The sequence below is a fragment of the Amycolatopsis sp. genome (genome assembly GCF_036008905.1).
GTDB lineage: Bacteria > Actinomycetota > Actinomycetes > Mycobacteriales > Pseudonocardiaceae > Amycolatopsis.
In genome coordinates this window covers 13,914-26,386 of record NZ_DASYMU010000010.1, presented here as the reverse complement: position 1 = coordinate 26,386, position 12,473 = coordinate 13,914, and the positions used below count along the sequence as shown (strand labels likewise).

The following is a 12,473-nucleotide window of genomic DNA, read 5'->3' as shown; positions in this document are numbered from 1 at the left end:
GGGCCGGGTAGCTTTTCCGGCGTGTGGCAAGAGCGATGGAGAGAACGCGATCCGGCGAGATGGACAGTGGTGTCGACCCTGTTCGTGACGCTCTTCGTGCTCGGAGCGACAACGGGTGCCTCCCGCTGGCAGCCCGACGTGCACCGCCTCGACGTCTTCGGTTACCTCTGGCTGCTCGCCGCCGCGCTGCCGCTAATGGTCCGGCGCCGGTTCCCGCTGACGGTGTTCCTCGTGGTCGCGGCGTTGACCTGGGCGTATTACTGGATCTCAGGGTATCCGGGCGGGCCCGCGGTGTTCCTGCCGACGATCGCGCTGTTCACGCTCACCCAGCGCCAGGGCCCGGTCAGGGCGGGCATCGCGGGTGGATCGCTGATGCTCGTCGGGTTCGTGGTCTACCTGGCCACTGGCGGGGAAATCTTCTTGGACGCCCGCGCCGGGCTGTTCGTGGTCTGGATCGTCGCCGTGGTGGGCATCGGGACCGCCGTCCGCAACCAGGTCACCGCCGTGCGGGCCTCGCGAGAGCGGGCCGTGGAGCACCAGGGGCGGATGGCCGAGCAGGAACGGCTGCGGATCGCCCGCGATGTGCACGACGTCGTCGCCCACAGCCTCGCGATGATCAACGTCCAGGCCGGGGTCGCCGCGCATGTCGCCGATCGACGTCCCGAGCAGGCCAAGGAAGCACTGCTCAACATCAAGGAAGCCAGCGCGTCCGCGCTGAAGGATCTGCGCGCGACCCTCGCCGTGCTGCGGTCGGGGGAGGACCGCGCCCCCGCGCCGAGCCTGCGCCAGATGTCCGAACTGTTCGAGCACGCCCGCGCGACAGGGCTTGTCGTGCGCGTCGAGGGCTCGCCGGGCGAGCTGCCCGCGCCGACCGATGGCGCCGCGTACCGGATCCTGCAAGAGTCATTGACCAACGTGGTCCGGCACGCGAACCAGCCCAAAAACGTCCAGGTCCGTTTCGACCGGCGCGAGGGCTTCTTCGAACTCGTCGTGACCGACGACGGTATGGGGGCCGCGGAGCCGAAACTCGGCAACGGCCTGCGCGGCATGGGCGAACGCGCCGCCGCGCTCGGCGGCAAAGTGCTCGCCAGGCCGGTCGAAGGGGGATTCGAAGTGCGTGCCGAACTTCCACTGCAGGAGGGGGACTCGTGAACATCCGCGTGGTGCTGGCCGACGACCAGGTGCTCGTCCGCGCCGGTTTCCGGGTGCTGCTGGAGACCGAGGACGGGTTCGAGGTCTGCGGGGAAGCCGGGAACGGCACGGAGGCGGTCGCCCAGGCGCTCCGGCATCGGCCGGACATCGTCGTGATGGACATCCGGATGCCCGGGGTCGATGGGCTCGAAGCGACTCGCCAGATCACTTCGAACCCCGAGCTGTCCGGGGTGAAGGTGCTGGTGCTGACCACTTTCGACGTCGACGAGTACGTCTACGAAGCGCTGCGGGCCGGGGCGAGCGGGTTCCTGCTGAAGGACACCGAGCCGGTGGAGCTGCTTCGCGCGTTGCAGGTGATCAACGCCGGTGAAGCGCTACTCGCGCCGACAGTCACCCGTCGGCTGATCGCCGAGTTCGTGGGCCGCCCGGAGAACCGCCGCGTCGACTCCAGCGCCGTCCGCGAGGTGACCGACCGGGAACGTGAGGTGCTCGCGCTGGTCGCCGGCGGCCTGTCGAACGACGAAATCGCCGCTCAGCTGGTCATCTCGACGGCGACGGCCCGTACCCACGTCAGCCGCATCATGACCAAGATCGGCGCTCGCGACAGGGCACAGCTTGTCGTGCTCGCCTACGAATCAGGCCTGGTCACGCCACGCGGCAAGTGACTCACCGGTGCCGCAGCTGCCTGGTCAGGCGAACGAGGAACACCACGGCCAACACCGAAACGATGATGATCTGAACCCACATGGACTACCTCCTCGCAGCTGATGCTGCGTTGGTAGGACGCCCAGTGGTGGGACCTCGTTGACGGAGGTGGCCTAAGTCACCCGTTCGAATTAACTCGTTGCATGACGACGGTGGATTCGGGATCTCTGGGTGGTGGAGGCTGCGGTTTCGGTTTCCCGGACCCGGGTTTGTCGAACCGGGTCGCCAGTTTCCTGGCCAGCTTGTGACTGGGCTGCTCGACCAGCCGGTACGAGATCTCCACGACGCCGAAGGTCACCACGATGACGATCAGCAACGCGAGAGGCAGCGGCACCGCCGGGCGCAGCAGTTCGAGCAGGACGAACGAAACCAGCATGTGCAGGAGATAAAGCGAATAGCTGCGCTCGGACAACGCCGTCCAGAACGGCCGTTCCTTCAGCCTCGGTTCGGCGAACATCCCCATCAGGAAGCAGACGATCGCGAACGCGAGCGCGAGGTTGTACGAATTGTCGATCCGGCCGACGTCCACGATGTCGGCGAGGACGTAGAGCGACCACGCGATCGCCCCGTAGGTCCAACCGGCCCACAGCGGGATCCGCTTGCTCGCGGTCGCCCAGATGATCTGGCCGATGATCATCGCCGGGAGATACGAAACCGCGACGCCGAACAGCGAATACGAGGCGCTGTAATGGGTCCGGCTCATCAGCACGACGAAAACGAAGGTGAGCTCGATGGCGATGGCCAGCCACACCGCCCGGCGGAGCACCGGCAGCACCAGCAAAATCATCGCGTAGAAGATGACCTCGATGATCATCGTCCACGCCACCGGGATCAGCACCACCTGCGGGAAGATCAGGTAGTTGGCCAAGGTGATGTTCGTCAGCACGGTGACCGGGGTGAGCAGCTGCGACTGGCCGGTTGACGGCGGGTGGAGATTCGCTGCCAGCAGGACGGCGGTCAACAGCACGGTGAACAGCATCGGCGCGTAGATCCGGATGACCCGGTTCAGCGTGAAGCGCCCCTGGCCCTGCCGCATCGCGATCGGCGTCACCACGAAACCACTGACCAGGAAGAAGAACGGCACCGCGATCTGCCCGATGCCCTGGCCCGCCATGTGCATCGGCCCGCTCGTCAAAGCGTCGATGAAGTCGATGTAGGGCGCGTGTTCGCCCTTCGCGTGCACCCACGGCTCGGCCAGGTGGCTGTAGAACACGAGAAGCGCGGCCATCGCCCTGCCGATGTCGATGAAGACGATTCGGCGCTTCGACTGCGTGGTCGTCAGAGTCACCACCCCCTGTGTCCGCCACAGGGTAGCTTCCCGGCTTTCTCAGTTTGCGACTAACCAACACATCCGCTCAGGCAGGGCACAGCCACAGGGTGAAGAACTCCCGTTCGTCCGTTCTGGCGCCACGGATCAGCTCGTCGTCGGTGTAGTCGTCGACGACCCGGCCGTCCGCTTCGATCGTCAGCAGCCGATAGCCGAGCTTGCGGTAGCCCGCGAGTACCTGCGAGGGATCGTCACCGAGCTCTTCGATCGCTTCGGGTGAGAATTCGCAGACGACGTCGGGCCGGTCGCGTTCCAGGATCGCCCGGAGTCCCGCGAGCGCACGGTGATCGCGCCCCTGCAGGTCCACCTTCACCAGCGTGACGGGCTGAGCCGTGACCTCCGGAAGCGTCTCCAGCCGAACCGACGGCACGACGTCCGTGCCGTCGCCCTCGGCGGCTTCACGAACGCGGTGATCGCCGCTGTTGGTCTCCGCGGCACGGACAAGGCGTACGCCGGCGTCGGTGTCCCAGGCGGCGGCCTCGACCACGGTGACGCGTTCCGCCTGCCAAGCGGGCAGGTTCGCGGCGAGGTTCCGCCGCAGGAAACCGGCGTTGGTGGCGTCCACCTCGACGGCGACCACCCGCGTGACACCCGGAGTCGTGCGCAGCAGGCTCAGCGTGTGGTAGCCGACGTGTGCGCCGACGTCGAGGAACGCACCCGGCCGGCGGCTCGCCAACTCGGTCATCTTCGTGGCTTCGGACTTCTCCCACGAGCGGTGGTAACGGATCCACGGCAGGACGACGTCGTCCGCGGGCAGGAGCAGCGCACCCGCGTCACAGAGGACCACCTCGGCACCGTCGGGGACCGGGCTGTGGACGAGCCGCGCGGCTTCGTGCACCGCTTCGACGTCTGCCGTGATCCGCCGGATCAGGTGCTCGTTGTTGTCCAGTCGCGCGTCGCGCTCCTGGAACATGCTGTGCGACAACGATTGTGAGGCCTCGAACCCGGACGTCAGCTCGGTCTGGAGCCGGGTCACGTCTTCCGCGACGCCCTGCAGCGTGGATTGGGTTCCGGGCGCCTGGTGGCGAAGTTCGTCCAATGCCGACTGGGTCGTCGCCAGCTTGGCGCTGAGCCTGGTGGTGAATTCGGCGTCACGTTGCGCCGCGCGCCGCGACTCTTCCAACGCCGCCTCGACGGCTTCGAGCCTGCCGAGCAACCGCTGAGCGGTGCTCTCCACGCCGTCTTGCAGCGCGCCCATGACGTTGCGCTGGTGGACGTCGTAGTGGTCGATGACGCGCAGCACCGCTTTGCGCATCGCGGGGGCGAGCGGCACCCGCGAGGACGCGCCCGGCTCCGGGCGCCAGCGCAGGGCTTCCCGCGCGTTGTGCATCGGCGACAGCGGGTGGTCGAGTTGTTCGGGGGCGGGCGGCGCGGCGAGAGCGCCGCGTTTCGCTTGCCACGTCTCGTAAGCCTGCGAAAGCTCGGCGTGCATCCAGGCGGCGGCCGTCTCCATCGAACGGGTCCGCAGGATGTGTTCGCGAGCGGCCTTGCCGCGGCGTGTGGCTTCTTCCGGATCTTCGACGATCTGCCGCATCGCGGCCGCGGCGGCACCGACGTCGGGATCCGCCCAGACGCCGTCCGGGTGGTACGGGAGGGCGCCGTTGCCCACCGGGACCATCCGGTAGCGGATCGGCCAGCCGGTCCGCTCGTCGAGGAACTCGCGCGTGCTCGAGTAGTCCGTCGAGATCACCGGCATCGCGCGCACCATGGCCTCGGCCACGGTCAGGCCGAAGCCCTCACTCCGGTGCAGGGACACGTAACAAGTGCTGGTGTCGTAAAGCTCGTGCAGTTCGGCGACGCTCAGGTAGCGCTCGATCAGCTCGATCCGCGGGTCGTCGGCGACCTCGATCCGGAGCCGTTCCGCCACCCCGGGATGCAGGCGCGCGTTGATCGTCTTGATGACCAGGCGCACGTCTTCGCGTTCGGGGAACGCGCGCTGGAACGCGGCGACGACCCCGCCCGGGTTCTTCCGCTGCGCGGTGCTGTTGAAGTCGAAGGCGAACAGGAACTGAGCGGGGTCACCGGCGGCGCGGCGCGGCGCGTTGACGGCGCCGTGATCGCGGACCGGCACCGGGATCGTCTTCACCGGGATCGTGGTGTGCCTGGCGAGCGCGTCCCGGCAGAAGTCCGAGACCGTCCACACCTCGTCGAGCAAATCGAAGGCGTGGTGCTGTGCCTGGGGAAAGTCCTCGAGCTCCCAAGCCCACAAGCCGATCCGGTAACGCTGGTAGCCGACCTCGGGGTGGTTCGCGAGCACCGCCGCCGTCTGGTCGGCGTTGACCGCGAGCACACTGACCGGGAAATGGGGCTTGCCCACGGTTTCCGGCTGGTCGATCCCGGTCCGGCTCTGCAGCGAGCGTTCTTCGAGTACGGAGACGACCGGGACCTTCGCGAGCGAGATGGCGTCGTGCACGATGCGGCCCATCTCGCCGACACCGAGTTCCGCGGTCAGGTAACCGAGCAGGTTGACGCCGAATTCCTCGTCGGGCGCGGCCGGCGGCTCCGGCTCGGCCGGGACGGCCCATTCGGGCAGCATGCCCTCGGAGACCCCGGACAGGCCGCACCAGCTGCGCAGCCGGGCCGAATCCGCGCCGGTCGGCTGCGGGAAGGCGAGCTGCAGATCCACCCGTGCTTCCCAGACGGCCATGACCAGCCTGTTGAGACCGGCGGCGGCGTGCGCGTCTTCGTCCGACGAAAGCAGCCAGGCCCGCAAGGCCGCTCCGCCGTCGGCGCCGAAAGCGTGTGGTGGCAACGGCTTCTTCGTGAGCTCGGCCTTGATCCAGCCGTCACGGAACAACCGGCGGCTGATCGGCGTCAACGACTGGCCGTCGCCGAACTTCGCGAAACCGTAGGCCACCGCGTCCAGCGTTTCGGCGTACCCGGCGGCCTTCAGCGCGGCACCGTAGGCGTCGCACAGGGCTCGTACTTCGGGATGCTCGGAAAGCAGGATCCGGGGCTTGCGGGCGAGATGGAAGCTCAGCAGCCAGTTCGTTTCCGGCCGGTAGCCGCTGAAGTGGAAGAACCGGAGCCGGTGCCCGCCCGCGGTGAGCGTGCCCTCGGCGTCACGGCCGACCGAGCGGTCGTGCAGGTTCCAGTAGGCCACGTTGAACCCGGGGTCCCGGAGCACGTGGTGACCGAACAGCGCCGGTACCTGGTCGACCCAGCGCTGATCGGTGAACAGCTGCTTTTCCGGGGCGACGATCGCGTCGTGCCGCAGGCGCTGCGCCCAGAAGTCCAGGAAGTCCCCGGCACCGGTACCCACGGCGACGAAACCGAGGTTGAAGATGCCCGTCCCCATGATCACGGCGTCGTCGGGCTCCATGCCGTCCTGCGGCAGCGGCGCGAGGAAATGCGGCGTGAGCACGATTCCGTGTTCGGCGGCCAGCACAGCGAGCTCGGGCATCGGCGCGAACACCTGGATGTCCGGGTCGAGATAGATCGCTACCTGCCTGTCGCGCAGCAACTGTCGCAACAGGTACGGCTTGACCGAGGTCGCCAACTCGGTGATCGAGTACGCGGTCGCCATGCGCAGGTAGGTGTCTTCGTCGATGCCGAACGCGTCCCGGCCGACGACCCGGAACCCGTCCTGCCCGCCGAGATCCGCCTCGTCCGCGTCGATGACCGCGATGACGAAATCACCTTCGGGGTGATGCCGCAGATAGGACCGCGCGAGCACCCTCGCCGCGGGAAGGTAGTTCCTCGCGACGATGGTGCACGCTGTCACGGCCGGTGCTGGTGCGTGCGCCTCAGCCATTGCTGGGAAGCGCGCTCAACTGAGCCGCGAGAGCGGTCTCGTACGAGCTCTTGGCCGCTTCGAGCCCGGAAGTGTTCGCCACGTCCACCCGGACGATCACACTGCCGCTGACGTAGTGGCCGCGAACCTGGGCCGGCTGGCCGCCCTTGACCCCGATTTCGGTCGTCTGCACACCGACCGGAGACGCGGTGTCCGTCTTCGCGCCGTTCTCGACCTGGACGTCCTTCAGCTTCTCGACGGCGTCCTGTGCCGCGGCGGGGGCGAAGGCCTCCGTCAGCATGAGCACGACCTGGCTGCCGTCGGTCAGGTGGTAGACGACGACCTTGGTGTCGCCGGCGCCCGAGGTCGCGGTGTTATACGCCTCGAGCTCTTTGGGGCCGAGGTAGTTGAGCTGCGGGATGTCCGCCATGGACTTGATCTCGGGGTGCGCCTCGGCCTGGCCTGCCAGCTTGGCGGTGGGCAGCGGGTCCGGGGGCGCCGGCGGCGGGGCCTGCGAACTCGCGGCGGGCGGCGTCTGGTCGCCGGGGCCTGCTTGCTCGCTGGACGAGCCCTGACCCCAGATCAGGAAGGCGCCGACACCGAGCCCGGCCAGCACCAGCACGGCCACCACGATGCCGATGATCTTGCCCTTGCCGCCGCTCTTCGTGCCGAAGACCTCCGGACCCTGGGTGATCCAGCTGTCCGGGCCCTGCGCCGGAAGCGGCGGGAACTCGCTGCCACCCCACGGCGGGCTGGCGTCGGTGTCCGGGGTGTTCCACGTGGGCTGCTGCGGCCGGTGGCCGCCCATGGGAATCCCGCCGGGAGGTGAGGACGCGGTGCCGCCGGGGACGACCTGGGTGCGATCGGCGTCGCCCGGCGTCGCGGGCCAGCCACCCTGGACGGCCTGGGTGCGATCGGCGCTGGGGTCGAGGCCCCGCACGACCTGGGTGGCCTCGGAGTTCTGCTGGGGTGTGTTCGCCTGCGGCGCGTTCTGCTGCGGGAATCCCCGTGAGGGACTCACCGGAGCGATGATCTGCGTCGACTCCGCCGTCGGCGGCTGCCCCTGAGGCGGCTGCGACTGCGGCTGGCCCTGTGGCGGCGTGCCGGGAGGCGGGGACGGCGGAGCATACGGCTGGGAGCTGTCTCCCGGGGTGACGGCGGACGTTAGCACCTGGTCACGGCGCTGCCGGTACTCGTCGGCGGAGAGACGGCCCGATGCGAGCTCCTCGTCCAGGTTTCGTAGCTGCTCCTGCCAGGACACCCGGTAAACCCCCGTATGGCTTTTGTTACGCACGGCCCGCGAAGGCCTATCTGCGACTACGCCGCATATTGTGCATGGTCTCGCTCTCGGTGGCCGGTGCGGGTCGAATTTGTGATCTGATCGTGGATCAGCCGCGCGGGAGGACGCCGGTGAGCTGGTTTCGGGTCTTGGCCACACGCTCGCGCAGCAGGGCCGCGTCGCCGCTCGGCAGCTGGGAAATCCCGACCCCGACGGTCAGGTTGGCCGACGAATACCAGCTCTGTCCCAGTGTCCCTTGCGGGCTCTCCACACTGAGCGCGGACCTCGCCGGCGCGTCGGCCAGGTGCATGTCGGTGAATCCGCTGGTCTCCGCGTACTGGGTCAGGTCCTCCGCCAGGTTCGTCGCGTCGACCGGGGACGGCGTCTTGACGACGAAAAGCGTGTAACTGTAGGTCTGGTCGGCCATTTCCGCGGAGCTGCGGAAGGTGATCTCCTGCGCGTGGTTCGCGTTCATGAGATCGGCGGTGTGCTGCCCGATCAGCCTCAGGTCGAGCGCCTTGTACACCGAAACGGTGGAATTGTTCGGCCCCGCGGTGCCCGGAAGGACGGGCAAGCTCTTGTCGAGCGACGTCGCGCCGGTGTCCACGGCGTTGTCGCTGGTGCCGCCGATCCACCACATACCGCCGGCGACCAGTGCGCCCACGAGGACCACACCGAGCGCGATGAAGAGCCAGACCGGTGTGCCGCGGTTCTTCCTGGGCGGCGGGTCCATGGTGTCGGGCCGCCGATGACCCGACCGCCGGGAGTCCTGCTGTGACTGGGGCTGGAACGTCTGCGGCGGAGGCGGCGGCAGCACCGCGGGACGGACCACCGTCGCCGAATCGAACCGGCCGGCGGCCGGGATCGGGTAGGGCAGCCAGTCGGTGTGCCGCTCGTCGGCTGGGCTGGGCGCTGTCGTCCGCCGCTCGGTGGTGAACGGCTGAGCCGGCGCGGGCCGCTGCGGCTTTTGCGCCGGTGGCGGGGTGACGGGCTCCGTGACCTGGTGACCGGGGTTGGTGCTCTGCCACTGCGGCGCCGGTGGACCTTGCGGGCTCCGCGGCCGGTGCAGCGGGGACGCGACCGGCGACGCCGCGCCGCCACCGGAGGCGACCGCGAGCAGCTCGTCACGCTGCTTACGGTGGCTCTCGGGGGTGATGCGCCCATTGGCCAGCTCGACGTCCAGCTGCCGCAGTTCTTCCTGCCAGCCCATGGCGGAACCCCTTGCCCGTTCGAATACCCCAGTGTGGTGGGTGCCCACAGGGTATTGCGCTGCTCGGACAGACCGTCCTACGACTGCCGGAACAAGCGCGTTCAGATGCGTACGGGTGCAGTATGTCGTGGTTGGGCGGGGTCAGGGCAACCCCGATTTCCCCGGCGGGCATTTTGCCTGCCCGAAGGCCTCCTGAACAGGCCGTTTTTGTCGGTGCCACCTCGTAAAATAGTAGGGAAACCAGGGGTGTGGACCTGGATGGGGAGCAAGACACGGAGGGCAGCTCAATGGCCTATGTCACCCTGCCGACGTTTGTTGGTTACAGCACTAGTTCGGGCGCGGCGCGGACGTCGTTCGTCAAGCGGTACCGCCGTCTTTTCGACAACCCGGAGCGCGGTGCGTTCGACTTCTACGGACGGGCCACGAACGCCATCCGCGCGGGGCGGGCGTCCGGGCTGGACGCCGAGTCCATGGAGACACTCGTCGATCAGGCGATTCCGAAGTCGCTGACGCACTACACGGCCGTCGCCGAAGGCTGGCTGCGTTACCTGGGGCGGCGCAAGCCGGAGCTGGTGGACGTCGGCCGCGCGAAATGGCGGCACGGCGAGTTCGAATCGCGGATTTCGCCGCAGCTCGGCCTGCGCAAGCCCAATGGCGAGGTCTTCGCGACTTGGCTCTACTTCAAGGAGGCCCCGCTGACGCGCGACGGTGCGAACCTCGCGCTGTGGAGCATGGAACAGGTCATGGACGATCTGCTGCCCGAAGCGACGGCGCTGGTCGTGGATGTCCGGCGGGCCAAGGAATACACGCTCAACAGCCGTGACCGGACGCGGATGGAGCCGTGGGTGCGCAGCGAGGCGACTTCGTTCCTGACGTTGTGGGAATCCGCCGCTTAGGAACGCCACGTGACAAAGGGGCAGGGCGAGTTGTCTCGCCCTGCCCCTTTTGCCGTGTTCGATCGCTAGCGGCGGCGGAGAATGTACGTGTAGTTCTCCCATTCCTCGCCCGCAGAACCGTCTTGAATGGCGGCGAGTACGTCGGTGTTGCTGTATTCGAACAGATCACGCAGGAATTCGATGTGCAGGCCGTGCATTTCGATCGCGTCGCCGGGATGGGTGTCCTCGGCGGGGGCCGATTCGGCCACGGTCTCCTGCCGGGCACCGCCGACGGTCACCGTCGCGCGGGCGGTTTCCGTGCCGGCGTTCTTCCACCAGGTCACGTTTTCGTGCACCAGGTCGATTTCCAGCTCGTAGGTGCCCGCGGCTTCGGGGGCCGTGACGGTCAGCGGCAGCTCGACGAAGTCACCGGGTTCGACGTCCGCGGTCAACATCGTGCGGCCGTCGTTGAGCACCAGCATGTTCTCGCCGTCGAGCCAGTGGTTGCCGAGCTGGATGATCGCCGAAGCGGGCCAGGTGCGCTCGCTGACGTTGACCAGGTTCACGGTCAGCGTCGCGCGCTCGCCGGCGGCCAGGCTCGCCGGCGCGTCCTGCAGATCGATCTGCGCTTGGTAGGCGTCCGCTGCCAACGGTTTCGGCGGCAGTGGCCGGCTCGGGATCTGGAGCATGAGCACCCCACCGGGCCGCACCACCCGCTGCAGCTCCATCAGGCAGCGCAGCTGGACTTCCGGCCGCCCGTGCTGGAGGACGAGCAAGCTCAGCGCGCCGTCGAAGGAACCGTCTTCGAACGGCAGGGTGAGGCCGTCGTAGAGCACGAATTCGACCTGGTCCGGGTGCCGGTTGAGTTCGCGAGCCCGGTCCACCATCGACGCCGCCAGGTCGACCCCGACCACGGACTTGGCGTGCTCGGCCAGTGCGTTGCTCAGCCTGCCGACACCGCAGCCGAAATCGAGCACCCGTTCGCCCAGTGAAACGTCGTGCCTGGTCAGCGTGTCCACGGCGGCACCGACGGTCAGACGGCCGGTTTCCATGAATTCTTCGAGATCCCAGCCGCCGTTGCGGCGGGCGGGATCGGTGAGCACGGCCCAGAGTGGATCGACGCTGCCCAAGCTGTCCCAGGTGCTCTTGAGCTCGTCCAGCGCCATGCCTGCTCCTTGAAGGTGAATCGACCCCAGTGTTGTTCGTGCCGGTTCATCCTATGCGGGCCCAAACTGGAAGTAGGATCCTCATCGGTTGTGTGCGGGTCGGCCGGCGAGAGCCGTTCCGTGGAGAAAAGAGCGACACTGTGGTGCGGAGCTTGGAACGCTTGGACGAGCAGATCGACGAAGTCACCAGCGCGATGGAAGCGCTGACCGAGACCTTCGATCGCGAGGACGATCTCGGGTCGGTGCTTCAGACTGTCTGTGACCAGGCCATCCGGGTGATCCCCGGCGCGGACATGGCCAGCATCACGGTCGTGCGCGACGGCGTCGCGGAAACCGCCGCCGGTACCGATCGCCGGGCGTCGGACATCGACGCCGAGCAGTACCGGCAAGGTGACGGGCCGTGTCTGCGCGCGGCGGCGACCGGCGAGATCGTGCGCGTCGACGTCTGGAAGGCCGAGGAGCTTTGGCCCGAGTTCACGGCTTCGGCGCGTGAACTGGGTGTCGCCAGTTACCTGGCCGCGCCGCTGGCCGTCGACGAGGCGCTGTCCGGGGCGATGAACCTGTTCGGTTTCCAGGAACACGGTTTCCTCGAGGTCGAGGGCAAACTGCTGGACCTCTACACGACGATGGTCGTGCTGGCGTTGCGCAGCGCGCGCCGCTATCTGCGGGCGAAGGAGTCGGCCGAGCAGCTCCGGCGGGCGCTCAGCTCGCGTGCGGTGATCGAGCAGGCCAAGGGCATCCTGATGGCGGCACGGGGATTGACCCCGGACGAAGCGTTCGCGGCGCTCGTTTCGCGGTCGCAGCGGGACAACGTCAAACTGCACGACGTCGCCGGGCGATTCGTCGCCGAAGCGGTGCGGCTCGACCCCTGATTGCCCTTTGTGGACAGTCAGGATGGGCGAATCATAAAAGGGGTCGGCACGGTACCGCCGAACGAGCCCGGCGTCCTCGGCCGTTCGGTTGCGCACTGCTTCGAAGATCGGCATTCAGTCGAACGAATGCCGGGACAAGATCGACGTTCGGTAT

General features: G+C 67.9%; 9 protein-coding genes. 4 read left to right on the top strand and 5 right to left on the bottom strand.

Annotation, left to right across the window (positions count from 1 at the left end; genetic code table 11):
* Positions 1 to 66: 66 nt before the first annotated feature.
* A complete protein-coding gene (locus tag VGP60_RS01480; RefSeq protein WP_327545978.1) occupies positions 67 to 1,152 on the top strand; it encodes a sensor histidine kinase in 1,086 nt (361 codons plus the stop codon).
* Entirely contained in the window at positions 1,149 to 1,817 is a 669-nt protein-coding gene (locus VGP60_RS01475) for a response regulator transcription factor (protein ID WP_327545977.1), read from the top strand. Before VGP60_RS01480 ends, VGP60_RS01475 begins: the two co-directional genes overlap by 4 nt.
* Positions 1,818 to 1,975: 158 nt before the next feature.
* Here the strand turns inward: VGP60_RS01475 and VGP60_RS01470 are convergent, their stop codons facing one another.
* From VGP60_RS01470 to VGP60_RS01455, 4 genes are all read right to left on the bottom strand, one after another.
* Complete coding sequence (locus VGP60_RS01470) at positions 1,976 to 3,145, bottom strand: acyltransferase (protein ID WP_327545976.1); 1,170 nt, start codon at positions 3,143 to 3,145, stop codon at positions 1,976 to 1,978.
* A gap of 67 nt (positions 3,146 to 3,212) precedes the next feature.
* Complete coding sequence (locus VGP60_RS01465; protein ID WP_327545975.1) at positions 3,213 to 6,908, bottom strand: FkbM family methyltransferase; 3,696 nt, start codon at positions 6,906 to 6,908, stop codon at positions 3,213 to 3,215.
* Positions 6,909 to 6,930: 22 nt separating this feature from the next.
* Positions 6,931 to 8,178, bottom strand: coding sequence for a hypothetical protein (locus VGP60_RS01460; protein ID WP_327545974.1), 1,248 nt, complete (start codon positions 8,176 to 8,178; stop codon positions 6,931 to 6,933).
* Between the two features lie 127 nt (positions 8,179 to 8,305).
* Complete coding sequence (locus VGP60_RS01455) at positions 8,306 to 9,406, bottom strand: hypothetical protein (protein WP_327545973.1); 1,101 nt, start codon at positions 9,404 to 9,406, stop codon at positions 8,306 to 8,308.
* A 287-nt stretch (positions 9,407 to 9,693) separates the two neighbouring features.
* Here VGP60_RS01455 and VGP60_RS01450 point away from each other — a divergent pair, with 287 nt between their 5' ends.
* Positions 9,694 to 10,302, top strand: coding sequence for a hypothetical protein (locus VGP60_RS01450; protein ID WP_327545972.1), 609 nt, complete (start codon positions 9,694 to 9,696; stop codon positions 10,300 to 10,302).
* 65 nt (positions 10,303 to 10,367) lie between these two features.
* On the opposite strand, the gene VGP60_RS01445 is transcribed toward VGP60_RS01450, so the two are convergent.
* Positions 10,368 to 11,447 carry a methyltransferase domain-containing protein gene (locus VGP60_RS01445; RefSeq protein ID WP_327545971.1) on the bottom strand — a complete coding sequence of 360 codons (1,080 nt, stop codon included), beginning with the start codon at positions 11,445 to 11,447 and terminating at the stop codon, positions 10,368 to 10,370.
* 194 nt (positions 11,448 to 11,641) lie between these two features.
* Between VGP60_RS01445 and VGP60_RS01440 the strand changes: the two genes are divergently transcribed.
* Positions 11,642 to 12,319, top strand: coding sequence for a GAF and ANTAR domain-containing protein (locus VGP60_RS01440; protein WP_327546017.1), 678 nt, complete (start codon positions 11,642 to 11,644; stop codon positions 12,317 to 12,319).
* Positions 12,320 to 12,473 lie beyond the last annotated feature (154 nt).